The sequence below is a fragment of the Staphylococcus sp. McC-251-APC-3A2 genome (assembly GCF_009695665.1).
In the GTDB taxonomy this organism is placed as follows: Bacteria; Bacillota; Bacilli; order Staphylococcales; family Staphylococcaceae; genus Staphylococcus; species Staphylococcus cohnii.
On sequence record NZ_VUNO01000001.1, the window covers coordinates 271,363 to 296,289 of the forward strand.

General features: G+C 31.5%; 27 protein-coding genes. 26 read left to right on the forward strand and 1 reads right to left on the reverse strand.

Going from position 1 to position 24,927, the window contains the following annotated elements; translation table 11 throughout:
- Window positions 1-86: 86 nt before the first annotated feature.
- The 6 genes from FYJ81_RS01405 (at window position 87) to recO (ending at window position 4,017) form a co-directional block, all read left to right on the forward strand.
- Window positions 87-1,034: a PhoH family protein gene (locus FYJ81_RS01405; protein WP_107385076.1), complete on the forward strand. Its 948-nt coding sequence runs from the start codon at window positions 87-89 to the stop codon at window positions 1,032-1,034.
- Entirely contained in the window at window positions 1,035-1,496 is a 462-nt protein-coding gene (gene ybeY / locus FYJ81_RS01410; protein ID WP_107385075.1) for an rRNA maturation RNase YbeY, read from the forward strand.
- Between the two features lie 8 nt (window positions 1,497-1,504).
- Window positions 1,505-1,843, forward strand: a complete 339-nt coding sequence (locus tag FYJ81_RS01415) for a diacylglycerol kinase family protein (RefSeq protein ID WP_107385074.1) — start codon at window positions 1,505-1,507, stop codon at window positions 1,841-1,843.
- 90 nt (window positions 1,844-1,933) lie between these two features.
- Complete coding sequence (gene cdd, locus FYJ81_RS01420; protein ID WP_019469371.1) at window positions 1,934-2,338, forward strand: cytidine deaminase; 405 nt, start codon at window positions 1,934-1,936, stop codon at window positions 2,336-2,338.
- Entirely contained in the window at window positions 2,338-3,237 is a 900-nt protein-coding gene (era, locus tag FYJ81_RS01425; protein WP_107385073.1) for a GTPase Era, read from the forward strand. The genes cdd and era overlap by 1 nt, the downstream gene beginning before the upstream one ends.
- Before the next feature lie 21 nt (window positions 3,238-3,258).
- On the forward strand, window positions 3,259-4,017 hold the full coding sequence (gene recO / locus FYJ81_RS01430; protein WP_107385072.1) for a DNA repair protein RecO: 759 nt from the start codon (window positions 3,259-3,261) through the stop codon (window positions 4,015-4,017).
- 135 nt (window positions 4,018-4,152) lie between these two features.
- Here recO and FYJ81_RS01435 read toward each other — a convergent pair whose 3' ends face one another.
- Entirely contained in the window at window positions 4,153-5,544 is a 1,392-nt protein-coding gene (locus FYJ81_RS01435; protein WP_107386637.1) for a glycine--tRNA ligase, read from the reverse strand.
- Between the two features lie 344 nt (window positions 5,545-5,888).
- Between FYJ81_RS01435 and FYJ81_RS01440 the strand changes: the two genes are divergently transcribed.
- The 20 genes from FYJ81_RS01440 (at window position 5,889) to FYJ81_RS01535 (ending at window position 24,893) form a co-directional block, all read left to right on the forward strand.
- A complete protein-coding gene (locus FYJ81_RS01440) occupies window positions 5,889-6,512 on the forward strand; it encodes a helix-turn-helix transcriptional regulator (RefSeq protein WP_071560292.1) in 624 nt (207 codons plus the stop codon).
- Between the two features lie 14 nt (window positions 6,513-6,526).
- Entirely contained in the window at window positions 6,527-7,348 is an 822-nt protein-coding gene (locus FYJ81_RS01445; RefSeq protein ID WP_019469366.1) for a pyruvate, water dikinase regulatory protein, read from the forward strand.
- A 46-nt stretch (window positions 7,349-7,394) separates the two neighbouring features.
- Complete coding sequence (gene dnaG / locus FYJ81_RS01450) at window positions 7,395-9,179, forward strand: DNA primase (RefSeq protein WP_107505151.1); 1,785 nt, start codon at window positions 7,395-7,397, stop codon at window positions 9,177-9,179.
- Between the two features lie 138 nt (window positions 9,180-9,317).
- Complete coding sequence (rpoD, locus tag FYJ81_RS01455) at window positions 9,318-10,424, forward strand: RNA polymerase sigma factor RpoD (RefSeq protein ID WP_154409231.1); 1,107 nt, start codon at window positions 9,318-9,320, stop codon at window positions 10,422-10,424.
- A gap of 66 nt (window positions 10,425-10,490) precedes the next feature.
- On the forward strand, window positions 10,491-11,171 hold the full coding sequence (locus tag FYJ81_RS01460; RefSeq protein ID WP_107386517.1) for a tRNA (adenine(22)-N(1))-methyltransferase: 681 nt from the start codon (window positions 10,491-10,493) through the stop codon (window positions 11,169-11,171).
- A complete protein-coding gene (locus FYJ81_RS01465) occupies window positions 11,172-12,275 on the forward strand; it encodes a Nif3-like dinuclear metal center hexameric protein (RefSeq protein ID WP_154409232.1) in 1,104 nt (367 codons plus the stop codon).
- A 262-nt stretch (window positions 12,276-12,537) separates the two neighbouring features.
- Window positions 12,538-13,872 carry a DEAD/DEAH box helicase gene (locus tag FYJ81_RS01470; RefSeq protein WP_107386515.1) on the forward strand — a complete coding sequence of 445 codons (1,335 nt, stop codon included), beginning with the start codon at window positions 12,538-12,540 and terminating at the stop codon, window positions 13,870-13,872.
- Window positions 13,873-13,888: 16 nt separating this feature from the next.
- On the forward strand, window positions 13,889-14,779 hold the full coding sequence (locus FYJ81_RS01475; protein ID WP_107386514.1) for a deoxyribonuclease IV: 891 nt from the start codon (window positions 13,889-13,891) through the stop codon (window positions 14,777-14,779).
- Window positions 14,780-14,954: 175 nt separating this feature from the next.
- A complete protein-coding gene (locus FYJ81_RS01480; protein WP_107386513.1) occupies window positions 14,955-15,728 on the forward strand; it encodes a metal ABC transporter ATP-binding protein in 774 nt (257 codons plus the stop codon).
- Window positions 15,725-16,597, forward strand: a complete 873-nt coding sequence (locus FYJ81_RS01485) for a metal ABC transporter permease (RefSeq protein WP_019469358.1) — start codon at window positions 15,725-15,727, stop codon at window positions 16,595-16,597. Before FYJ81_RS01480 ends, FYJ81_RS01485 begins: the two co-directional genes overlap by 4 nt.
- Entirely contained in the window at window positions 16,575-16,988 is a 414-nt protein-coding gene (locus FYJ81_RS01490; protein WP_107386512.1) for a Fur family transcriptional regulator, read from the forward strand. Before FYJ81_RS01485 ends, FYJ81_RS01490 begins: the two co-directional genes overlap by 23 nt.
- Before the next feature lie 279 nt (window positions 16,989-17,267).
- The gene (locus FYJ81_RS01495) at window positions 17,268-17,867 is read left to right on the forward strand and encodes a superoxide dismutase (protein WP_019469356.1); all 600 of its coding nucleotides are present in this window, start codon (window positions 17,268-17,270) and stop codon (window positions 17,865-17,867) included.
- A gap of 120 nt (window positions 17,868-17,987) precedes the next feature.
- Window positions 17,988-20,039 (forward strand): peptidoglycan D,D-transpeptidase FtsI family protein, encoded by a 2,052-nt coding sequence (locus FYJ81_RS01500; protein ID WP_107385043.1) that lies wholly within the window; start codon window positions 17,988-17,990, stop codon window positions 20,037-20,039.
- Window positions 20,040-20,168: 129 nt separating this feature from the next.
- On the forward strand, window positions 20,169-20,318 hold the full coding sequence (gene rpmG, locus FYJ81_RS01505) for a 50S ribosomal protein L33 (RefSeq protein WP_019469354.1): 150 nt from the start codon (window positions 20,169-20,171) through the stop codon (window positions 20,316-20,318).
- Between the two features lie 134 nt (window positions 20,319-20,452).
- Window positions 20,453-20,995, forward strand: a complete 543-nt coding sequence (locus FYJ81_RS01510) for a 5-formyltetrahydrofolate cyclo-ligase (protein ID WP_107386680.1) — start codon at window positions 20,453-20,455, stop codon at window positions 20,993-20,995.
- A gap of 11 nt (window positions 20,996-21,006) precedes the next feature.
- Complete coding sequence (locus FYJ81_RS01515; protein ID WP_107385045.1) at window positions 21,007-22,458, forward strand: rhomboid family intramembrane serine protease; 1,452 nt, start codon at window positions 21,007-21,009, stop codon at window positions 22,456-22,458.
- Complete coding sequence (locus FYJ81_RS01520; RefSeq protein ID WP_107385046.1) at window positions 22,442-22,648, forward strand: YqgQ family protein; 207 nt, start codon at window positions 22,442-22,444, stop codon at window positions 22,646-22,648. Before FYJ81_RS01515 ends, FYJ81_RS01520 begins: the two co-directional genes overlap by 17 nt.
- A gap of 309 nt (window positions 22,649-22,957) precedes the next feature.
- Complete coding sequence (locus tag FYJ81_RS01525) at window positions 22,958-23,944, forward strand: glucokinase (protein ID WP_019469350.1); 987 nt, start codon at window positions 22,958-22,960, stop codon at window positions 23,942-23,944.
- Window positions 23,944-24,267 (forward strand): MTH1187 family thiamine-binding protein, encoded by a 324-nt coding sequence (locus FYJ81_RS01530; protein WP_107385048.1) that lies wholly within the window; start codon window positions 23,944-23,946, stop codon window positions 24,265-24,267. The genes FYJ81_RS01525 and FYJ81_RS01530 overlap by 1 nt, the downstream gene beginning before the upstream one ends.
- Before the next feature lie 2 nt (window positions 24,268-24,269).
- Window positions 24,270-24,893 (forward strand): MBL fold metallo-hydrolase, encoded by a 624-nt coding sequence (locus FYJ81_RS01535; protein WP_107385049.1) that lies wholly within the window; start codon window positions 24,270-24,272, stop codon window positions 24,891-24,893.
- Window positions 24,894-24,927: the final 34 nt, after the last annotated feature.

A 24,927-nucleotide genomic window follows, 5' to 3' on the forward strand; every position in this document is an offset into this window, starting at 1 on the left:
ATATCATGCATCATAATTATTTTTGTAACTTAAAATCTAATAGGATAAAATAATAGAAACGAATATATTTGTAAAGGAGCAACTATATGCCTGGAATTATTCAAATAGATGACATCAATGAAGCACAAGCACTCATTGGTAATAATGATGAAAATCTTAAATCAATTGAAGAAGGATTTGATGTCATAATACATGCTCGAGGACAAGAAATAGCCGTAAAAGGTGAAAAAATTGAGCATGTAGAACAAGCAGAATCAGTACTGATTAATTTATTAAAAGTAATACAGCAAGGCGTAACTATATCGCTCAAGGATGTAGAAGCCGCTGTTAAAATGGCAAAAAATGGTACGATTCATTACTTATTAGATTTATATGATGACGAAATTACTAAAGACGCGTTTGGTAAAACAATACGGGCTAAAACTATGGGACAAAGACTTTATGTTAATGCTATGTATCATAATGACTTGGTATTTGGCGTTGGACCAGCAGGTACAGGGAAAACATTTTTAGCCGTCGTTTATGCCGCTAAGCAACTGCGGAAAGGTAATGTTAAACGTATCGTGTTGACAAGACCTGCAGTAGAAGCTGGTGAATCATTAGGATTTTTACCTGGTGATTTGAAGGAGAAAGTAGATCCTTATTTGCGCCCGTTATATGATGGTTTAAATACTGTTTTAGGAAGAGAACAAACTGCTAGATTTATCGAGCGTGGCGTTATAGAAATAGCACCATTAGCATATATGAGAGGGAGAACACTTGATGATGCATTTGTTATTTTAGATGAAGCGCAAAACACTACGCATGCTCAGATGAAAATGTTCTTAACAAGGTTAGGTTTTGGTTCGAAAATGGTTGTAACTGGTGATAAGACACAAATTGACTTACCTAAAGGTGTTAAAAGTGGGCTTAAAGAAGCAATAGCAAAGTTACACAATGTTAAAGGTCTAAGTATCCATCATTTAGACCAAAACGACGTTGTTCGTCATCCACTTGTAAGTAAAATAATTGATCGTTATGAGGGAGAAGAGTAAATGTTTACAATAGATTTTAATGATCATACTGAATTAGTTGATAACAACTGGTTTAAGCAAATAGACGATCTTCTTACTTTTGCAAAAGAACAAGAAGGAATAGATAACGATGCTGAATTATCTGTGACATTTGTAGACAAAGCAGAAATTCAACAAATTAATAAAATGTATCGAGATAAAGACAAAGTAACAGATGTAATATCCTTTGCTTTAGAAGAAGATGAACCCGAAATTAGTGGTTTAGACATACCTAGAGTACTCGGAGATATTATCATATGCACTGAAGTTGCTCAATCACAGGCAGATGCATATGGACATTCGTTTGAAAGAGAACTTGGCTTCCTTGCCCTTCATGGTTTTTTACATTTATTAGGCTATGATCACATGGATGAAGCGGATGAAAAAGAAATGTTTGGTCGTCAAGATGAAATTTTAAATGCCTACGGGTTGCCAAGAGATTAGAGGTAGCTATGAAACGTTTTAAATATGCTTTTCAAGGTTTACTGGTCCTCTTTAGTAAAGATAAAAAGTTTTTAATCCATATTATTTTTGCAGTTATTGCAATTTTTCTTAGTATTTATTTAAAAATAAATACAGTTGAATGGATTTTAATCCTCATTGCTATAGGATTCGTGTTAACATTTGAAGCCATAAATACAGCACTTGAATATGTAGTGGATTTGATTACAGGTGAATATCATGACTTTGCAAAGAAAGCTAAAGATACAGCAGCTGCTAGTGTTATGCTTGCTTCAATAATTGCGTTGGCAATTGGACTTATCGTTTTTTTACCATATTTTATAAAATAAACAATACGATTTTTAATCTATCTATATACTAAGCAGCAGTTAGTTTGAAATAACAATACAAAATTAAAAATTGAATAGGAGTGTTAAATTATGGCATACCAACCTGATTATTTTAAAGAAGTAAGAAAAGCACAAAGTAATGCTTATGCACCATACAGTAAATTTAAAGTAGGTGCATATTTAATTACAAAAGATGGTAAAACATATCACGGTGCAAATGTAGAAAATGCCGCTTATCCATTAGGTATTTGTGCAGAAAGGTCAAGCCTTGTTGCAGCTATTGCTGATGGATACCGACCAGGCGATTTCGAATCGATTACTGTAACCGTTGATGCAGAATCACCTTCTTCGCCTTGTGGTTCTTGTAGACAAGTGTTAAAAGAGCTTTGTGATGATGAAATGCCTGTATATATGACCAATCATAAGGGTGACATGATACAATCTACAGTTAGTGATTTGTTACCTCTAGGATTTTCTGGAAAGGATTTAAACTAATGACAGCACATAAATCAGGATTTGTAACAATTATTGGTAGACCTAATGTAGGTAAATCTACCTTTGTAAATCGCGTCATCGGACATAAAATTGCTATTATGTCTGATAAAGCACAAACGACAAGAAATAAAATTCAAGGTGTAATGACTCAAGAAGATGCACAAATTATATTTTTAGATACGCCAGGTATACACAAACCTAAACATAAATTAGGCGATTATATGATGCGTGTGGCGACTAACACGTTATCGGAAATTGATGCTATTATGTTTATGGTCAATGTTAATGAAGATATTGGTCGTGGTGATGAATACATTATGGAAATGTTAAAATCAGTTAAAACACCAGTATTTTTAGTGTTAAATAAGATTGACTTAGTACATCCAGATGAACTTATGCCAAGAATAGAAAAATATAAAAAATATATGAATTTCACTGAAATTGTTCCTATATCTGCATTAGAAGGATTAAATGTTGAGCATTTTATCAATGTTATTAAATCTTATTTACCAGAAGGGCCCAAATACTACCCGGATGACCAAATTTCCGATCACCCTGAACAGTTTGTAGTGAGTGAACTTATCCGCGAGAAAATATTACATCTTACAAATGAAGAAATTCCACATGCGATTGGAGTCAATGTTGATCGAATGATTAAAGAAGATGAAGATCGAGTGAGAATAGAAGCTACTATTTTTGTGGAGCGCGATTCACAAAAAGGGATAGTTATAGGTAAAGGTGGCAAAAAACTCAAAGAAGTTGGGAAAAGGGCACGCCAAGATATTGAAGGGTTATTAGGCTCTAAAGTGTATTTAGAATTATGGGTAAAAGTTCAAAAAGATTGGCGAAACAAAGTTAACTTTATTCGTCAAATGGGATATTTAGAAGATCGAGATTAATTTGAGAGTCGGTGAGCTAAAATGTTAATCAAACAAAAGGGTATTATTATTAAAACAATTGATTATGGCGAATCCGATAAAATCATCACAATTTTAAATGAATATGGTGCAAAAATTCCACTTATGGTTCGACGCGCCAAAAAGAGTAAGAGTGGTTTGCAAGCTAATACGCAACTATTTGTGTATGGCTTGTTTATTTATTCCAAATGGAAAGGCATGGGAACTTTAAGTTCTGTAGATGTCATCGACCAAAATTACCATTTGCGATTAGATATTTATGAGAGTAGTTACGCTAGTTTATGTACTGAAACGATAGATCGATCCATTGAAAATGATGAACTGTCGCAATTTAGTTACGAGTTATTACACTTTGTATTAGCTAAAATTAAAAGTGGTGTATCCGCTCAATTGATGTCAGTCATCGTATTGATTAAATCAATGTCAAAGTTTGGCTTCAGCGCAATATTTAATCATTGCGTTGTCACTGGTGATGACGACCAATCTAAGCTCATTGGCTATAGTTTTAAATTTGATGGTGCAATTTCAAATCATGCAAATCAACAAGATCCAAATGCGTTGCTACTGTCCAATAGAACACTTTATTTATTAGATGTGTTACAAAACTTACCGATAAGTAAAATGAGCGCTTTAAGTATTCATCAAGATATCGTTGATGAGATGTCGCAATTGATGATAATGTTATATAGTGAATATGCTGGCATGTATTTCAAAAGCCAAAAACTTATTAATCAATTACAAAGATTAGATAATTCAAATTAATTCTATAAATAGGGTCAAGTTCAATCAATCATTAAATTTTATAAAAAATAAAAACGTCAATTTCTATAAATTGTATAGAAATTGACGTTTTTCATTTAGTTCGACCACTTTTAAGGGTCGATAGATATATTGAAATTAAAATTTAACTTTTTCTGTTAAGAAACTTTCTAATTCAGCAATCGGCATACGTACTTGTTCCATCGTATCTCTGTCTCGTACCGTTACTTGCTGGTCTTCTAGTGAATCGAAATCAAATGTTATACAGTATGGTGTGCCGATTTCGTCTTGACGACGGTAACGTTTACCAATTGATTGTGATTCATCAAAATCAATTGCAAAGTTTGTGCTTAACTGTTCAAATATTTTAATTGCATCACCAGATAATTTTTTACTTAATGGTAAAACAGCAGCTTTATATGGTGCTAATGCAGGATGGAAGTGTAATACAGTTCTTGAATCTTTACTACCTTCAACACCTTCTTCTGCATATGCATCACAAAGGAATGCTAAAGTAACTCGATCCGCACCAAGTGAAGGTTCGATACAATATGGTAGGTATTTTTCACCAGTTTCTTGGTCATGATATTGGAAATCTTCACCAGAATGTTCACTATGTTGTTTTAAATCATAATCTGTTCTACTTGCAATACCCCATAATTCTCCCCAACCAAATGGGAAACGATATTCTATATCAGTTGTTGCATTTGAGTAATGTGATAACTCGTCTGCATCATGGTCACGTAAGCGCGTTGCAGATTCACTTAAATTCAAATCTTTTAACCATTGGCTTGCAAAAGTTTTCCAATAATTTTGCCACTCTATTTCTTCACCAGGCTTACAGAAGAATTCTAATTCCATCTGTTCAAATTCACGTGTTCTAAAGATGAAGTTACCAGGTGTAATTTCATTACGGAATGACTTACCAATTTGGCCAATTCCGAATGGCAATTTTTTACGCATTGTACGTTGAACATTTTTGTAATTGACGAAAATACCTTGTGCAGTTTCAGGACGTAAGAAAATTTCATTTGTTGAATCTTCCGTAACACCTTGGAATGTTTTGAACATCAAATTAAATTGACGAATATCTGTCCAATTAGCAGTGCCACTTACTGGACAAACAATACCTTCTTCATCAATAATACGTTTCATTTCATCGAAACTTAGACCATCAGCAACGAAATTTTCATCGCCTTTTTCATTTGCCATATAGTCTTCTATTATTTTATCTGCACGATAACGAATTTTACTGTCTTTATTGTCTATCATTGGATCATTAAAGTTACCTAAATGCCCAGACGCTTCCCATGTTTTTGGGTTCATTAAAATTGCTGCATCGATCCCAACGTTATATGGAGATTGCGTGATAAATTTTTGCCACCAGGCTTTTTTAATATTGTTTTTTAATTCAACACCTAATGGACCATAGTCCCATGTATTTGATAATCCACCATAAATGTCACTACCAGGGAATACAAAACCTCTATGTTTTGCTAACTGAACGATTGTTTCCATATCTTTTGCCAAAAAAACCACTCCTTTTAACATAAAAAACGCCCCAAGACAAAGAAAAAGCCAAAAAAACTTAATCATTGTCTTGGGACGAGTTAATTAATTTTAATCACATATAATTTATGTGTTTTTAATAAATTTTTAATAACCCGCGGTTCCACCCAATTTAGTGTGTACACTCGCTTTTGAAACTTCATTTGAAATTGTAGCCAATTGTTTTGTTAAGCTTTCACCACCCTTAACTCGCTTTAAATACAATTTTAATGTATTGGTTGATTATTAGCAAGTAAATATATGTATTTGTAGCAATTTATAATTCAATGTATAATTAAATGTAATGAGTAAAGGGGTGAAGTCTTATAGAACTGAGTAAAAGACAACAACAAATTGTTGATATTGTCAAAAATAATGGACCTATTACTGGTGAACATATAGCAGAACATCTTAGTCTTACTAGAGCGACCTTGAGACCAGATTTAGCAATACTCACAATGTCTGGTATTTTAGAAGCTCGTCCACGTGTAGGCTACTACTATTCTGGAAAGCCAAAAAATAAATTAATTGCTGATCAATTAAAACAATATATTGTTAAAGATTACGCATCACACCCTGTAGTAGTAAAAAACGAAATGTCTGTTTATGATGCAATTTGTACAATATTTCTAGAGGATGTTAGTACGTTGTTTGTTATAAATAATGAAGGAGATTTTATAGGCGTTTGTTCTCGAAAGGATTTATTACGTGCGTCAATGATAGGTAAGGATATACATACGATGCCTGTTAATATTATAATGACACGTATGCCTAATTTAAGCTTTGTACTTGAAGACGAGCGTGTAATATTTGCTGCAAATCTAATGATTGAAAAAGAAATAGATTCTTTACCAATTGTGATTAAAAAAGAAAATGGAAAATATGAAGTTAAGGGCCGTATATCTAAAACAACAATTACAAAAATATTTGTCTCTTTACTAAATGAATAGGTGGTATGTATTAAATGGAAAATATTAAAATTATTGTTGCTTCTGACTCAGTAGGTGAAACTGCTGAACTTGTAGCAAGAGCTTGCATTTCACAATTCAACCCAAATCAATGTGAAAGTGAAATAAGTAGGTATCCGTATATTGAAGCTTTAGAAAATGTAGATGAAGTAATCTCAGTTGCAAAAGACACTGAAGCGATAGTTGTTTATACATTAGTGAAGCCAGAAATAAGAAAGTATATGGAAGCGAAAATAAAAGAATTTCAAATTAAGTCTGTAGACATTATGGGTCCACTGATGAATATATTATTAGATAAAATTGATGAACAACCTTATTTTGAACCAGGACTTGTGCATCAATTAGATGAAGCATATTTTAAAAAGATTGATGCTATAGAATTTGCAGTAAAATATGATGATGGTAAAGATCCAAAAGGTTTAGATAAAGCTGACATTGTTCTATTAGGCATATCTAGAACTTCAAAAACGCCTCTGTCACAATATCTTGCACATAAAAGTTATAAAGTGATGAATATCCCAATTGTGCCAGAAGTAACACCACCAGATAATTTATTTAACGTTGACACTTCAAAATGCATTGCATTAAAGATAAGTGAAGACAAATTAAATCGCATCAGAAAAGAAAGATTAAAACAATTGGGCTTAGGAGATAGTGCAAGATATGCTACAGAGCAACGTATTGTAGAAGAACTAAATTACTTTAATGAATTAGTTGAAAAGATTGGCTGCCCTGTGATAGACGTTACTGATAAAGCAATTGAAGAAACTGCAAATGATATTATTAGTATCATTGAGCAAAATAGTTTCTTAAAATAAGAAATTCTATTATAATATGATAACTACTGTCTAATAGGTGATAATTTTGCGAATTGAACAAGCAACAATTAATGAAATTAAAGAGAAAACGGATATTCTCGATTTAGTAAGTGAATATGTTAAATTAGAAAAAAGAGGACGCAATTACATTGGGTTGTGTCCTTTTCATGATGAAAAAACCCCATCATTTACTGTTTCTGAAGATAAACAAATTTGCCATTGCTTTGGTTGCAAAAAAGGAGGGAACGTCTTTCAATTTACTCAAGAAATTAAAGACGTTTCTTTTACTGAAGCAGTAAAATTATTAGGTGAACGTGTAAATATTGAAGTTGAAACGCCTCAGACAGCGTCAGATCAACATCCTAATCATCAAATTGCTTCTGAAGATTTGCAAATGATTGAAATGCATGAATTAATGCAAGATTATTATCATTACGCCTTAAAGAAAACTGTTGAAGGTGAAGCAGCGTTAAATTATTTAAAAGAGCGTGGCTTTACTGATGAACTCATAGATAGTCGGAAAATAGGGTATGCGCCTAAAAATGCAAATTTTTGTCATGACTTTTTACAGAAGAAAGGTTATGATATTCAACTAGCATATGAAGCGGGTTTATTGTCTAGAAACGAAGAAAATTTCAGCTATTATGATCGTTTCAGAGATAGAATTATGTTCCCATTAACAAATGCACAAGGGCGAACTGTTGGTTATTCAGGGAGAACATATACAAATCAAGAGCCAAAATATCTTAACAGTCCTGAAACACCGATATTTCAAAAAAGAAGATTATTATATAACGTTGATCAAGCCAGAAAAGCGATTCGAAAAAATGATGAAATTATTCTACTCGAAGGTTTTATGGATGTGATAAAAGCCGATTATGCAGGATTACATCAAGTCGTAGCAAGTATGGGAACACAGATTTCACAAGAACATATCGCATTTATGAAAAAACTCACTTCAAATGTGACGCTGATGTTTGACGGGGATTTTGCTGGTAGTGAGGCCACTTTAAAATCTGGTCAAATATTGTTACAACAAGGTTTTAATGTATTTGTAGTACAACTTCCGAAAAACATGGATCCAGATGAGTATATTGGAAAACACGGTGCAGATGCGTTTAATTATTTTGTTGAACATGAAAAAAAGTCATTCATTCTTTATAAAGTGCACATGCATCAAGAAGAAATTGAAAATAATGATTTGGCATATGAAAGATATTTAAAAGAAATCACGAATGACATTTCATTAATGAAGTCCTCAATTTTACGTAAAAAAATATTGCAAGACGTGTCAGAATTGTTTAAAGTAAGCATGGACAGTTTAAATATTGAAGTAGGACAACGTGAAGATTATTATCAACCACAGTCATATCAATTTCCTAGTGTGCCACAATTCACTAATTTAAATAAACAAGAAAAGGCAGAGCGTGCTTTATTAAAACACTTTATGAATGATAAGGATATTTTCTTGAATTATCATAAATTACTTCAATCAGAAGACTTTACAAATCAGTATTTTAAGCGTATATTTAATGTTTTACATGAGTTTTATTCTGAGAATGATACGTTTAATATTAGTGATGTTTTACAATATATCGATTCAAATGAAATTAAAGAAGCATTTATATCATTGGATAACTATATGATAAATGAAGAACCCTATGAACATGAAATCGATGATTATTTAAACACACTTTTAACAAATAGAAATGAAGAAACGATTGAATCGCTTAATCATAAGTTACGGGAGGCTTCTAGATTAGGTGATTTAGAGTTGCAGAAATATTACCTAGAAAAAATTGTAAACTTCAATAAAAATAGAATGAATTAAATAAAAAATGAATATATTTGTATATTATTGGGTTTAACAACTTGAATAAATCGTATGAATTATGGGTAGATAATATTAAGATTATCTATCAAATGATATCACGGTTTCAAGTTGATATTATATTCGGGAGGCCTTTTCATGTCTGGAAATAAAGTTACACTTAAAAAGCAAACAATTGACCCATCTCTAACTTTAGAAGATGTAAAAAAACACTTAATTGAAAAAGGTAAAAAAGAAGGGCATCTTAGCCACGAAGAGATTGCAGAGAAATTGCAAAACTTCGAGATGGATTCTGATCAAATGGATGAACTATTTGATCAATTAACAGATAACGATATCAGTTTGGTAAACGAAAAAGATAGTTTTGACAAAGATGCTAAATTAAATCCTAATGATTTAAGTGCTCCTCCAGGTGTTAAAATTAATGACCCTGTACGTATGTATCTTAAAGAAATCGGACGTGTCGATTTATTAAATGCGCAAGAAGAAATAGAATTAGCTAAAAGAATTGAACAAGGTGACGAAGTCGCTAAATCAAGATTAGCTGAAGCAAACTTGCGTTTAGTAGTCAGTATAGCCAAAAGATATGTTGGCCGTGGCATGCTTTTCTTAGATTTAATTCAAGAAGGTAATATGGGCTTAATTAAAGCAGTTGAAAAGTTCGATTTCAATAAAGGATTTAAATTTTCAACATATGCAACTTGGTGGATACGTCAAGCAATTACACGTGCAATTGCAGACCAAGCTCGTACAATACGTATTCCAGTGCATATGGTAGAAACAATCAATAAATTAATCCGTGTACAAAGACAACTATTACAAGATTTAGGTCGTGATCCAGCTCCAGAAGAAATTGGTGAAGAAATGGATTTACCACCTGAAAAAGTAAGAGAAATATTAAAAATAGCTCAGGAGCCAGTTTCATTAGAAACACCAATTGGTGAAGAAGACGATAGTCACTTAGGTGATTTTATCGAAGACCAAGAAGCTCAAAGTCCATCTGATCATGCGGCTTATGAATTATTAAAAGAACAACTGGAAGATGTCTTAGATACATTAACTGACAGAGAAGAAAATGTACTACGCTTGCGTTTTGGACTTGACGACGGAAGAACACGTACGCTAGAAGAAGTTGGTAAAGTCTTCGGTGTTACTAGAGAGCGTATTCGTCAAATTGAAGCTAAAGCATTGAGAAAATTAAGACATCCGAGTAGAAGTAAACGTCTTAAAGACTTTATGGACTAATTTTTCAGCTCTTTTGTACCTTGTCGTACAAAAGAGCTTTTTACATTTACATGGAGGAGCGCTTTTATGGTTACATTAAATGAAAGATTAAAAAAAGTGAGTACATTTATAACAGGAGATTGCTTAGCAGATATTGGTTCAGATCATGCATATCTTCCGATTTATGCGATTGAAAATAATTTAGTCAAAAATGCAATTGCTGGAGAAGTAATCAAAGGTCCATTCGAAGCTTCGAAAAAGAATGTTGTAGAACATGATTTAGTAAATCATGTTGATGTTAGATTAGGTGATGGATTATCGATAATACAGTCGAATGATCAAATCAATTCCATTACAATTTGTGGTATGGGTGGGCCACTAATAGCTAAAATCCTTGAAGAAGGTAAAGAAAAATTAACCGCACATCCAAGGCTTATTTTACAAAGTAACATACAATCTAGCGCGATTAGAAATTTGTTAGAATCCATGCATTATAATATTATTGAAGAAGTAATTTTAGAAGAAAAAGGTCATATCTATGAAATAATCGTAGCAGATTTTTGTGAACAACAGCCACAAACACTTACTAAATCGGAATTAAAGTTTGGACCGATTTTATTAAAAAAGAAACATGAATTATTTTTCAAAAAATGGGAAAGAGAACGACAAGCATTGCAAAAAATCAAAAGTCATTTGGACTCTGAAAAACATGGCGAGCGATTAAATGAAATTAACAACGAAATCAATTTAATTAATGAGGTGTTGTAAATGAAAGTCAAAACGTTACTTCAAATAATAAATCAACATGTGCCATTTAAAACTGCAGAATCATGGGATAATGTTGGCTTGTTAATCGGAGATGAATCTGCTGAAATTTCAGGTGTTTTAACCGCTTTAGATTGTACCAATGAGGTCGTTGATGAAGCAATAAATCATGATTTTAACACTATTATTTGTCATCATCCACTCATATTTAAAGGTGTTAAAAATATCATTCATCAAGATGGTTATGGCGCTATTTTACGAAAGTTAATTAAAAATGATATGAATTTAATTGCTTTGCATACAAATCTAGATGTTTACCCAAAAGGTGTTAATGCGATGTTAGCAGAAAAACTTCAATTGAATAATCAACATATCTTGAATCCAGAAATTTTAAAATACTATAAAGTGCAAGTGTTTATACCAGAAGCAAACCTTAAATCATTTAAAGATGCTTTGAGTGATGCAGGTTTAGCTGAAGAAGGAAATTATAAATATTGTTTCTTTGAGAGCCCAGGAAATGGGCAATTCAAACCCACTGGTAATGTTCAACCACATATTGGAACATTAGATAAAATCGAAGAAGTTAACGAGTTTAAATTAGAATTTATGATTGATGAAAACCAAAAGCATTTAGCAGAACAATTAATTAAAACGAACCATCCATATGAAACGCCAGTTTTTGATTTTATAGAAATGGAAAAAGAAGCAAATTACGGTTTAGGTATGATTGGAGAATTGGAATCTGAGATGGATGCACCTACTTTTGTGAAGCATGTCAAAACACAATTGGAAATGCCAAGTGTTAGATTTATTGGAAATTTAAAGCAAACGATTAAAAAGGTTGCGATTATAGGTGGTTCGGGTATTGGATTTGAGTATCAAGCGGATCAACAAGGCGCAGACATTTTTATAACTGGTGATATCAAACATCATGATGCCTTAGATGCAAAAATTGCGGGTATTAACTTATTAGATATTAATCATTATAGTGAATATGTAATGAAAGATGGTTTGTGTGACTTATTAATTAATTGGATTAAACCGGATGATATTACTTTTGAAATTAAGGCATCTAAACTCAACACGGATCCGTTTAATTATTTATAATTGTTATTGATATAACTGGAAGAAATAAAATTTCATTAATCCTTCCGACTAAGAATAGTTGAAATTTGGAAAAGATAATTATTTAAAATTTTATTTCAGTCAACGACTACCATTTACTTTAGGCTGAGGCATTACTTTATGTCCCAGCCTCTCTTACTTTCAAACTATATTTACCATCAACGGTTAGATAAAAAATAATTAGTTCAAAATCGTTTGTGAATGCTTTATAATAGAAAAGATGAAGATTTAAGGAGGCCAAATCATGGCAAATCACCCATTTGATAAGTTTAATTTAGACCCTAGTTTAATTGACGCGGTACGAAATTTGAACTTTAATCAACCTACAGAAGTACAAAATAGAGTAATTCCAAAAATATTAAAACAAGTAAACTTAATTGGACAATCACAAACAGGCACTGGCAAATCCCACGCCTTTTTATTACCATTAGTACATTTAATAAATGTCGATGTTAAAGAACCACAAGCAATCATTGTTGCACCAACAAGAGAATTAGCACAACAATTATTTGATGTTGCTAGCCATTTAGCTGATTATAAAGGTGGCTTATCTGTTAAACTTTTCATTGGTGGCACTGATATTGAAAAAGATAGACAACGCGCTAAGAACCAACCGCAACTTATTATAGGTACGCCAACACGGATAAACGACCTAGCTAAACATGGGGATTTACATGTGCACTTAGCTTCTTATTTAGTTGTGGATGAAGCTGACTTAATGATTGATTTAGGATTAATAGAAGAGGTAGACCATATTGCTACACGCTTAGATGAACAATCTCATATAGCTGTGTTTAGCGCTACAATCCCTAAATCATTACATCCATTTTTAAATAAATATTTAGAAAATCCTGAATATGTTGAAATTGAAAATGTTCAAAAGAATAACAAAAACATTGAATTCTTTTTAATTCCAACAAAGGGAGAGGCAAAGATAGAAAAAACGATAAAACTCATTGATATTTTAAATCCATATCTATGTATTATATTTTGTAATAGTCGTGATAATGCAAACGAACTTGCAGACCAGTTAAATGCTGCGGGATTAAAATTAGGTATGATTCATGGTGGTTTAACTCCTAGAGAGCGTAAACAACAAATGAAACGTATTCGTAACTTAGAATTTCAATTTGTTATCGCAAGTGATTTAGCTTCACGTGGGATAGATATTGAAGGCGTAAGTCATGTCATTAACTTTGATGTACCAAATGATATTGATTTCTTCACGCATCGTGTTGGACGTACTGGTAGAGGTCAATATAAAGGTGTTGCAATTACCCTATACAGCCCTGAGGAAGAAGAAAACATCGCGTTAATAGAACAACGAGGTTATCAATTTGAGAATGTTGATATAAAAAACGATGAATTGACACCAATAAAGGCACACAATACACGACAATCACGTAAAAATAAAGATGATCATTTAACAAACGAATTAAAAAACAAAGTGAAGAGAAACAAGAAAAAAGTAAAACCTGGCTATAAGAAAAAATTCCAACGTGATCTAGAACATTTAAAACGTCAAGAGCGTAAAAAATTCAGTAAGAAACAAAATCGTCAAGCCAGAAAAAATAAATAAAGGATTGGTGACTACTATGTTATTAGGATCTCACGTATCTATGAATGGCAAGAAAATGTTAGCAGGTTCAGCTGAAGAAGCACATAAATTCGGTGAATCTACTTTCATGATTTATACAGGTGCACCACAAAACACAAGAAGAAAGCCTATAGAAGAATTAAATATTGATCAAGGTCAAGAATTGATGCAAACTTATGGGCTTTCAAATATTGTAGTGCATGCACCTTATATTATAAATATTGCGAATACTGTTAAACCTCATGTGTTTAATTTAGGTGTTGAATTTCTACAAAGTGAAATTGAAAGAACTCAAGCAATAGGAGCTAAAGATATAGTATTGCATCCAGGTTCACATGTAGGAGAAGGTGCAGATGCTGGTATTAATAAGATCATAGAAGGACTAAATGAAGTACTTACAAATGATAATAATGTACGCATCGCACTTGAAACAATGGCTGGTAAAGGGTCAGAAATTGGAAGAAATTTTGAAGAAATCGCTCGAATTATAGATGGCGTTAAGCATAATGAACGTTTATCTGTGTGTTTCGATACTTGTCATACACATGATGCAGGCTATAACGTAAAAGAAGATTTCGATGGTGTATTAAATGAATTTGATAAGATTATTGGTATCGATAGAATAAAGGTTGTTCATGTAAATGATAGTAAAAATGATATTGGCGCACATAAAGATAGACACGAAAATATAGGCTTTGGTTATATCGGTTTTGATGCTTTAAATTATATCGTTCATCATGATACGTTCAAAGATATTCCCAAAATACTTGAAACACCATATGTAGGTGAAGATAAAAAGAATAAAAAACCACCGTATAAATTTGAAATTGAAATGCTTAAACAACAACAATTTGATCCTGAGTTAAAGGATAAAATTTTAATGCAATAACACTTAAAAAGACTGGATAATAACCAAATAAAGTACTGAATAAAATAATGTTTTGAAGGATGGAATAGTAAACTCAATTTATAATTGGGCTCTATTTCATCCTTTTTGTTAATTCGTAAACATTACTATTTACATAATTGTTAACAAGTTGTATAGTATAGAACGAGGTGAAAAGATGACTACTCCAGTGTTCGAATTAAAAAATATTGATTATTATTTTGAAAACAAAAAAGTATTAGAAAACATAAACATTAAAATTAATAAAGGTCAATTTTTGGCTATAGTTGGACCAAATGGTGCTGGTAAATCAACTTTGCTAAAAATTATATTAGGACTTTTACCTTTGCAAAAAGGTGAAATATTTGTAGATGGCAAAGCATATAATGGAAAGCAATCTTTATATAAAATTAGTTATGTTTCACAAAAAGCCCAAGCATTTAAAGCGGGCTTTCCTGCGAGTGTCAAGGAAGTTGTTATGAGTGGGCTTACAAAACGTAAAAAGTTATTTCAATGGTTTAATAAAAATGATGAACATAAAGTGGTGGACGTATTAAATCGTTTGAATATAGGTCATTTAATTAATAAAAATATTGCAGAATTATCGGGTGGGCAACAACAACGTGTATTAATAGCGCGAGCTTTGATTAGCAACCCCTCAGTACTTATACTAGATGAACCGACTAACGGTATAGATGCAAAACACGTTAGTGAATTCTATGAAACATTAGAGACCTTAAAAAATGAAGGAGTAACAATCATTTTAGTTACCCATGATATAGGTGTTGTAGCAGATACCGCTACAGAAGTAGCATGTTTAAACAAGCATCTACATTTTCATGGCACAACAGAGGATTTTAAGTCGTTAGATGAAGTGGAAATATCTAAAATATATGGTCATCCTATTCAATTTGTAGACCATCAACATAATAGGGAGTGTTGTTCATCATGATTGAGGCATTATTAAATTTTGATTTTATGAGATACTCTCTGATAAGTGGTATTTTGATTGGCTTTATTGCCCCATTAATCGGTGCATTTATTGTTGTTCGAAGGCTATCTTTAATTGCAGATGCATTAAGTCACGTTACACTTGGCGGTATTTCTTTTGGTATGTTTTTCGTGACGATTGCACCTGCACTTACATTTATTAATCCGATGTGGTTTGGTATATTATTCGCAGTCATTGGTGCATTATTAATCGAAAAGCTTAGGACATCGTATAGTAATTACCAAGAAATCGCGATACCAATTATTATGAGTGCAGGCATAGCATTAAGTGCTATTTTTATTTCATTAGCAGATGGTTTTAATCAAGAAATTGTTGGTTTATTATTTGGTTCCATTAGTGCTGTAACTATCAGTGATTTATCAACCATTATCGCAATCGTTATCATCGTATTAGCATTTATATTGTTATTTTACAAAGAGTTATTCATACTATCATTCGATGAAGAATATAGTAAAGTTATAGGTATTCCGAAATGGATACAGTTTTTATTTATCATTATAGTCGCAATGGTCATATCAGCATCTATGAGAGTAGTAGGTATATTACTAGTAAGTGCATTAATTACATTGCCGATAGCTATCGCAATGCGTATGACAAAAGGTTTCAAACAACTGATTATATTGAGTGTGTTAATTGGAGAATTTTCAGTTATAGCAGGGCTAGTATTAGCATTTTATATGAATATTTCTCCTGGTGGCGTGATTGTCGTATTACTTGTTCTTTTATTAGCAATAATGATGTCATATCAAAAGTTCAAATTAAAAACTGTGAAAGGGGCTATTAATAATGAAAATAGACGAAGCAATTAATATTCTAAAAGCAGAAGGACACAAATATACAAATAAAAGAAGAGATATGATAAATGTTTTTATAGAAGAAGATAAGTATATTAACGCAAAACATATACAACAAAAATTAGATAAAGATTATCCAGGTATTTCATTTGATACGATATATCGAAATTTACATTTATTTAAAGATTTAGGTATCGTTGAGGGCACGGAACTCGATGGTGAAATGAAATTTAGAATTGCATGTACAGATCATCATCACCATCATTTTATTTGTGAATCCTGTGGTGATACAAAAATAATTGATTTTTGTCCAATTGAACAGATAAAAGCGTTTTTACCTAAAGTTGCAATCCACACCCACAAATTAGAAGTTTATGGAGTATGTGAAGCTTGTCAGCATGCTTAAAATTTCCAGTGTATCTCTAAATGTAAAATAGCACCAATCGACGCTTATTACAAAAAAGTTTCCTTCTAAACATAGGTCAATAGTCTGAATTATATTGAATTTTTAAAATACTTTGTCTATTATGTTTAAAATCCATTAATTTGAGATATAATAATAAAGGAACTAAAGATAACAAATATAATTTTATGACTTTTGAATAAGTTTGTAAGCATATTCATTGTTGTAATCATTTTTAGTTGTTATGCTTTATTTACAGATTAATTAGGAGGATGATTATTTATGGCTTTTGAATTACCAAACTTACCTTATGGTTCTGACGCATTAGAACCACATATTGATCAACAAACAATGGAAATCCATCACGACAAACATCATAACACTTATGTTACTAAATTAAATGCAGCAATTGAAGGTACTGATTTAGAGTCTAAATCAATTGAAGAAATTATTGCAAATTTAGACAGTGTACCAGAAGATATTCAAACAGCTGTTAGAAATAATGGTGGTGGACACTTAAACCATTCATTATTCTGGGAATTATTAACTCCAAACTCTGAAGAAAAAGGAACTGTAGTTGATAAAATTAAAGAACAATGGGGTTCTTTAGATGCATTTAAAGAAGAATTTGCAGATAAAGCTGCAGCTCGTTTTGGTTCAGGATGGGCTTGGCTAGTTGTTAATAATGGTAATTTAGAAATTGTTACAACTCCAAACCAAGATAACCCACTTACAGAAGGTAAAACACCAATCCTAGGCTTAGACGTTTGGGAACATGCTTATTATCTTAAATACCAAAACAAACGCCCAGAATATATTAGTGCTTTCTGGAACGTTGTAAATTGGGAAAAAGTTGATGAATTATATAACGCTGCTAAATAATTAAGCTTCTATTTTTGACGGCCTTACACAGGTCGTCATTTTTTTATTTAAAATAATAGAAATCTGTGTCAATTTCATATATCATTTAAAGTGATCACTTTTGAATAGAGGTATGTTGTTTTGCTAAAAAGATTAAAGGAAAAATCAAACGATGAGAAAATAAGAAATACGATGAACAAAAGAATAAGCTTTGTGTTTGGTCTAATTGTATTTATTTTTGCGGTTATTGTTTTACGATTAGGTTATTTGCAAATTGCGCAGGGCTCTCATTATAAGCAATTAATTAAAAACAGTGAAAATTTAACTGTTAATGAAGCTGTTCCAAGAGGGAGAATTCTCGATAGAAATGGTAAAGTCCTAGTAGATAATGCATCTAAAAAAGCCATTACTTTTTCTCGTGGAAGAAAAACGTCGCAATCAGAGGTTTTAAAAATAGCTAATGATTTATCAAAACTTATAAAAATGGATACTGATAAAATTACAGATCGAGATAAACAAGATTTTTGGATTTTAAAGCACCCTAATAAAGCTGATGAATTAATGAAAAAAGAACAATCATTATTAGATGATGGAAGTATTACTCAAGAACAATATGATGAAACATTACATAAAAAAATTGGAAAGAAACAATTTGATTCATTTTCTGATAAAGATTTACAAGTTTTAGCAATATTTAGAGAAATGATGTCTGGTTCTGCATTAGATCCTCAAATGATTAAAAATGAAGATGTTACAGATGAAGAATATGCTGCAGTGTCACAAAAACTTTCTGATTTACCAGGCGTTAATACCACGATGGATTGGGATCGAAAGTATCCATATGATGATACATTACGCGGTATTTTTGGTGATGTCTCTACTACACAAGAAGGTATTCCAAAAGAATTAACAGAACAATATTTATCAAAAGGATATTCAAGAAATGATCGTGTAGGAAAATCTTATTTAGAATATCAATACGATAATATTCTTAAAGGTAAAAAGAAAGAAATGAAATACACAACAGATAAATCAGGAGAAGTCATTGATTCACAAGTAATTCATGAAGGATCACGTGGAGACGATCTTGTTTTAAGTATTGATATAGACTTACAAAAGAAAACAGAAGCGTATTTGGAAAAACAAATAAGCAAATTACGTAGTGAAGGTGCTAAAGACATGGACAATGCTTTAGTGGTTGTCCAAAATCCTAATAATGGTGATATTTTAGCGATGGCAGGTAAACAAATTGATAAAAACGGTGATTTAACCGATTATGATATCGGAACGTTCACGTCACAATACGCTGTTGGATCGTCTGTTAAAGGTGGAACATTATTAGCAGGTTACCAAAATGATGCCATTAATGTTGGTGAGAAAATGGTTGATGAACCATTAAAATTTGCAGGCGGTCTCTCTAAACGTTCATACTTCAACCAAGATGGTAAAGTAACGATTGATGATAAAGAAGCTTTAATGCATTCATCAAACGTATACATGTTTAAAACAGCATTAAAAATTGCTGGTTCACCATACTCACCAAATATGACATTGCCTACTGATATTTCAGAAGCAGGTCAAAAATTACGAAAAGGGTTAAATCAAGTTGGTTTAGGCGTTAAAACAGGTATCGATTTACCAAATGAAACTGGCGGTCAGATAGAACCATTAACAGATAATCCAGGAAACTATTTAGATTTAGCAATTGGACAATATGATACTTATTCACCATTGCAGTTATCACAATATGCTTCTACAATTGCAAACGATGGTTATAGAATTCAACCACATATTGGCTTAGAAATTAGAAAAGCAACAAATAAAGATTCCTTAGGTCCAGTTAAACAGAAAGTAAAAGGCGACGTATTAAACAAAGTTAACAATACATCAGACCAAGTTAACCAAGTACAAGAAGGTTTTAAAATGGCATTTAATGAAAAAGAAGGTACAGGCTATCAAAGTTTCAATGATACGGTTGTCCCTTCAGCTGGTAAAACTGGTACAGCAGAAGTATTCCAAGATGGTGAACCAAAAGTAAATTCAACTTATGTTGGTTATGCACCAATTGAAGATCCAAAATTAGCATTTTCAATTGTATATACTAATCAACCTGTTCCAGAACCTTGGCTTAATGGTGGTGACTTAGGTCGCGATATAATTAACTATTATTTTAAGGAAAAAGATAAAAAGTAAACCATAAACAGCCTATTTTAAGTTTAAAACCTATGGGTATGGTCTATATTAAAAAATAATACTTTTCAATTTTATAACTAAATGGTATGATAAATAAGTCGTATTTTGAAAAGGTAAGGAGGAATTAGCATGCGCGTAAACGTAACACTAGCTTGCACAGAATGTGGAGAAAGAAACTACATTACAACAAAAAATAAACGTACTAATCCTGAACGTATCGAAATGAAAAAACACTGTGCTCGTGATAACAAACATACATTGCACCGTGAAACAAAATAATAAAAATTTTAACCAGATTCTAAAATTTGAATCTGGTTATTTTTTTTCAAAAATATATTGAAATAGCAGTATGATGACATAATATATTTTTATCGTTATAATAAAAGAGGATATAAAATGGGAAGGTGTCATATATGAGTAAACGTTCATTAAGAAAAGAAATAATAAAAATAATGAAGCAATTTTCCGAACAAGATCAAAAATTATCTGCTGACCAATACTTAACACAACAATTATTGAGTTCATCTGAATATAAATCGGCAAAACGTATTGGCATTGTGCTCTCAATGGCACATGAAGTCGATACTTATCCAATCATTTCAAAAATGCTAAATGATGATAAAAATGTATATGTACCAGAAACTGATTATAAAACTAAAACAATGTCATTTAAAGGTTTAGATGATTTATCGAATCTTGCACCTGACGATAAAGGAATTAATTATGTTACAAGTAATACTGAAATAACTAATGATTTAGACTTGTTAATAGTACCAGGTGTAGTATTCAATAACAAAGGCTATAGAATCGGTTATGGTGGGGGCTATTTTGATAAATTTTTATCACAGCATCACCAGCCAACGATAAGTTTAATTTATGACTTCCAAATGAATGATTTTGAAATAGAAGCACATGATCAACCCGTGCAAAAATTAATTATAGCGACTACGAATTAATGGAGGAAAAAATGATAACTGAAAAGCACTTTTGGAAGTCAATTTATACTTGGGTAAAATATTTAAACTATCAAGTAGTACATCGTAATCAAGATGATTCTGAAATTTGGCTTGCAAATAAAAGAAAGCAATCTGTTGCAATATTTAAATTTGGTGCTAATTCTACACAAGAAGTTAGATTTGATAAAAGTAGAGTTCAAGACCATGAAGAAGATATTATTACATTTTTAGGTTTCAAACCCAAAAATTATAATTTATATATTTACACTGATAAAACATTTACAAATGAAAATTTAGACGAGCTAAAATCAGTTAAATTCAAAGTAAAAATTATTCGACAAGTTGAACATATGGATAAAATAATGCCCAATTTTTTAGTGAAATTTATGTTTAATCGCAGTACGAAGCATACAAAAGGCTATTATAAGCAAAGAGCATTAAATAATAATCCTATTGAAAAACATATGCTTAAATTTGCACCAGTTACATATTCATTAATTGTAATTAATATTATTATCTGGCTTTCGATGGTGCTATTTTTAAATCATTTTTCTGATTTAAAACTTTTAGATATTGGAGGTCTTGTACATTTTAACGTCGTTCATGGAGAATGGTACAGACTCATATCATCTATATTTTTACATTATAATTTTGAACATATATTAATGAATATGTTAAGTTTATTTATTTTTGGAAAAATAGTGGAAGCTATTGTTGGGCATTGGCGATTTTTAATTATTTATTTTGTTTCTGGCTTATTTGGTAATTTTGCTTCGTTATCTTTTAATACAGATACGGTTTCCGTTGGTGCAAGCGGTGCTATTTTTGGTTTAATTGGAGCCATTTTTGCTTTTATGCATATTGGTAAACAATTTAATCAAAAGTTAATTGGCCAATTATTAATTGTCCTAGTCATCTTAATTGGTGCTTCATTACTAATGCAAAATGTAAATATAATAGCACATGTGGGTGGTTTTATTGGTGGTTTACTAATAACGCTTATAGGATATTATTTTAAAATTAACCAAAATAAATTCTGGATTTTTCTAATTTTAATGATTGTTTTATTTATTGCAGCTCAAATTCGAATCTTTACGATTCAAGAGGATAATATTTATAATACAATCATTGAAAAGGAAATGAAGCATGGTAATTATAAAAGTGCTGAAGATATGGTGCAACACACGGTAAATAAAAGTTATGCCGATGATGAAACATACTACCTAAAAGGATTAATTAATGCGACAACGGATTCAAAATCAGAGGGCATGGCAACATGGGAAAGAGGTTTAAGAAATTTTCCAGATTCTGCATTATTAAATTACCAACTAGCGGTTGCAAATAGATCTATCGATAACAAAGATAAAGCAAAAAAACATATTAAAGCCGCTTTAAAAATAGATCCAACTAATCATGATTATATTAATTTAAATAAAGAATTGAGCGATGACGGTGATTCATGAGATTAATACATTTTATGATGTGCAACAACTTTTAAAAAAATTTGGTTTTATCATTTACTTCAAGGATAAGGAAGATATTTATGAAATGATGGAACAAGAGCTACATTCATTGTATGAATATAGTTTAATTACCAAAGATGATTATATTAAATCTAAATTAATTATTAATCAACGGAAAAATGAACGCTAATGCCTTGAATCATTATATGAGTAAGTAGTTTTTATAATATGGATACATACCATATTGGCAGTTTAAACAGTTAACAATCAATAGCCACATTTTTTGTTATTGATTATATAATATATCTTTATATTCGTTATCATTGCATTTGTGAAATGAAAAATATTAATATAGATATATATGTTTTATACAGAGAAAAAATATATTTTAAGGAAAAAGACAACTATTTTAACATGCAAAACGTTAAGATCGACTGTTGATGAAATCAAGATTTAGATTAGTATTCCTTAAAAAATAAGAGAAGGATGAATAAAATACATGAAAAAAATTATCTTAGCAGCAGATATTGGTGGTACAACTTGTAAGCTAGGTATATTCGACCAACAATTAGAACAAATTGAGAAATGGTCTATAAAGACTGATACGTCAGATGTTACAGGTTATGCACTTTTGAAAAATGTTTATGAATCTTTCGTTGAACATGTCGATAATTCTGACTTTGTTTTTTCAGATGTGTTAGGTGTTGGTATTGGTGTACCAGGACCAGTGAATTTTGAAACAGGTGAGGTTAATGGTGCAGTTAACTTATATTGGAAAGAAACTGTTAATGTCAGAGAAATTTTCAAACAATTTGTAGAATGTCCTGTTTATGTTGATAATGATGCTAATGTTGCAGCATTAGGTGAAAAGCACAAAGGTGCAGGACATGGTGCAGACGATGTAGTTGCAATCACATTAGGCACTGGTCTAGGTGGCGGTATTATTTCTAACGGAGAAATTGTGCACGGTCATAATGGCTCTGGTGCTGAAATTGGTCATTTTAGAGTTGACCATGATCAACGCTTTAAATGTAATTGTGGTAAATCAGGTTGTATTGAAACCGTTGCTTCCGCGACAGGTGTTGTTAATTTAGTGAATTTTTATTATCCTAAATTAACGTTTAAATCTTCGATACTTCAATTAATTAAAGATAATCAAGTTACCGCAAAAGCAGTATTTGATGCAGCGAAAGCTGGAGATCAATTCTGTATCTTTATTACGGAGCGTGTAGCTAATTATATTGCATATTTGTGCAGTATTATCAGCGTGACAAGTAACCCTAAATATATTGTTTTAGGTGGAGGAATGTCTACAGCTGGTTTGATTTTAATTGAAAATATAAAAACAGAGTACCATAATCTAACTTTTACACCAGCACAACAAGGAACAGAAATTGTTCAAGCTAAATTAGGTAATGATGCGGGCATTACTGGTGCTGCTGGCTTAATTTATACTTATATAATTGAAAAGGAAGGTGTGAAATAATGGCTATAGTAGATGTAGTAGTTATACCTGTGGGTACAGAAGGACCAAGTGTTAGCAAGTATATTGCTGAGATACAAACGAAATTAAAAGAATTTAAAGCACAAGGTAAAATTGACTATCAATTAACACCAATGAATACCTTAATTGAAGGAGATTTGAAAGATTTATTTGAAGTCGTTCAAGCCATTCATGAATTACCTTTTGATAAAGGTATTGATAGAGTTTGTACGAATATCAGAATTGACGATAGAAGAGATAAATCTCGAAAAATGAATGATAAACTAAAATCAGTTCAAAATCATTTAGATAATGGAGGTCACTAACAATGCAAATTTCTAGTTTAGCATTGGGCTTAGTTAAGACGAATACTTATTTTATTGAAAATGATAAGCATGTCATTATAGTTGATCCAGCGGCTGATTATGAATTAATTATAAAAAAATTAAACCAAATTAATAAACCTGTCATTGCAGTATTGTTAACACACGCTCATTTCGACCATATTGGTGCTTTAGATCAAATTGTTGATAAATATAAGGTGCCCGTTTATATGCATTACAGTGAATTTGATTTTTTAACTAATACTGATAAAAATGGTTCACAGAAATTTAAGCAATATGGATTAACACCTGTCACAAGTCGCGTATCACCACAAAAGATTGATGAAGGTTCTATGGAAATTGAAGGCTTTAAATTCAAAGTACTTCATACGCCTGGACATTCGCCTGGTAGTTTATCTTTTATATTTGACGATTTTGCTGTAGTTGGTGATACTTTATTTAAACAAGGTATAGGAAGAACCGATTTATATAAAGGTGATTATGAAACATTAGTTGACTCGATATTAGATAAATTATTCAAGCTAGATGATGATTTACCTTTATTCCCAGGACATGGGCCATATACAACGATAGAAGATGAACAACTTAATCCATACTTGCATGGTTAATTTAATTTTAGAAAGTAATATTAACACCTCCTAC

Coding starts and splice junctions, on each gene's coding strand:
- FYJ81_RS01405 (WP_107385076.1), top strand. CDS start 87: ATGCCTGGAATTATTCAAATAGATGACATCAATGAAGCACAAGCACTC.
- ybeY (WP_107385075.1), top strand. CDS start 1,035: ATGTTTACAATAGATTTTAATGATCATACTGAATTAGTTGATAACAAC.
- FYJ81_RS01415 (WP_107385074.1), top strand. CDS start 1,505: ATGAAACGTTTTAAATATGCTTTTCAAGGTTTACTGGTCCTCTTTAGT.
- cdd (WP_019469371.1), top strand. CDS start 1,934: ATGGCATACCAACCTGATTATTTTAAAGAAGTAAGAAAAGCACAAAGT.
- era (WP_107385073.1), top strand. CDS start 2,338: ATGACAGCACATAAATCAGGATTTGTAACAATTATTGGTAGACCTAAT.
- recO (WP_107385072.1), top strand. CDS start 3,259: ATGTTAATCAAACAAAAGGGTATTATTATTAAAACAATTGATTATGGC.
- FYJ81_RS01445 (WP_019469366.1), top strand. CDS start 6,527: ATGGAAAATATTAAAATTATTGTTGCTTCTGACTCAGTAGGTGAAACT.
- rpoD (WP_154409231.1), top strand. CDS start 9,318: ATGTCTGGAAATAAAGTTACACTTAAAAAGCAAACAATTGACCCATCT.
- FYJ81_RS01460 (WP_107386517.1), top strand. CDS start 10,491: ATGGTTACATTAAATGAAAGATTAAAAAAAGTGAGTACATTTATAACA.
- FYJ81_RS01465 (WP_154409232.1), top strand. CDS start 11,172: ATGAAAGTCAAAACGTTACTTCAAATAATAAATCAACATGTGCCATTT.
- FYJ81_RS01470 (WP_107386515.1), top strand. CDS start 12,538: ATGGCAAATCACCCATTTGATAAGTTTAATTTAGACCCTAGTTTAATT.
- FYJ81_RS01475 (WP_107386514.1), top strand. CDS start 13,889: ATGTTATTAGGATCTCACGTATCTATGAATGGCAAGAAAATGTTAGCA.
- FYJ81_RS01480 (WP_107386513.1), top strand. CDS start 14,955: ATGACTACTCCAGTGTTCGAATTAAAAAATATTGATTATTATTTTGAA.
- FYJ81_RS01485 (WP_019469358.1), top strand. CDS start 15,725: ATGATTGAGGCATTATTAAATTTTGATTTTATGAGATACTCTCTGATA.
- FYJ81_RS01490 (WP_107386512.1), top strand. CDS start 16,575: ATGAAAATAGACGAAGCAATTAATATTCTAAAAGCAGAAGGACACAAA.
- FYJ81_RS01495 (WP_019469356.1), top strand. CDS start 17,268: ATGGCTTTTGAATTACCAAACTTACCTTATGGTTCTGACGCATTAGAA.
- rpmG (WP_019469354.1), top strand. CDS start 20,169: ATGCGCGTAAACGTAACACTAGCTTGCACAGAATGTGGAGAAAGAAAC.
- FYJ81_RS01510 (WP_107386680.1), top strand. CDS start 20,453: ATGAGTAAACGTTCATTAAGAAAAGAAATAATAAAAATAATGAAGCAA.
- FYJ81_RS01515 (WP_107385045.1), top strand. CDS start 21,007: ATGATAACTGAAAAGCACTTTTGGAAGTCAATTTATACTTGGGTAAAA.
- FYJ81_RS01520 (WP_107385046.1), top strand. CDS start 22,442: ATGACGGTGATTCATGAGATTAATACATTTTATGATGTGCAACAACTT.
- FYJ81_RS01525 (WP_019469350.1), top strand. CDS start 22,958: ATGAAAAAAATTATCTTAGCAGCAGATATTGGTGGTACAACTTGTAAG.
- FYJ81_RS01530 (WP_107385048.1), top strand. CDS start 23,944: ATGGCTATAGTAGATGTAGTAGTTATACCTGTGGGTACAGAAGGACCA.
- FYJ81_RS01535 (WP_107385049.1), top strand. CDS start 24,270: ATGCAAATTTCTAGTTTAGCATTGGGCTTAGTTAAGACGAATACTTAT.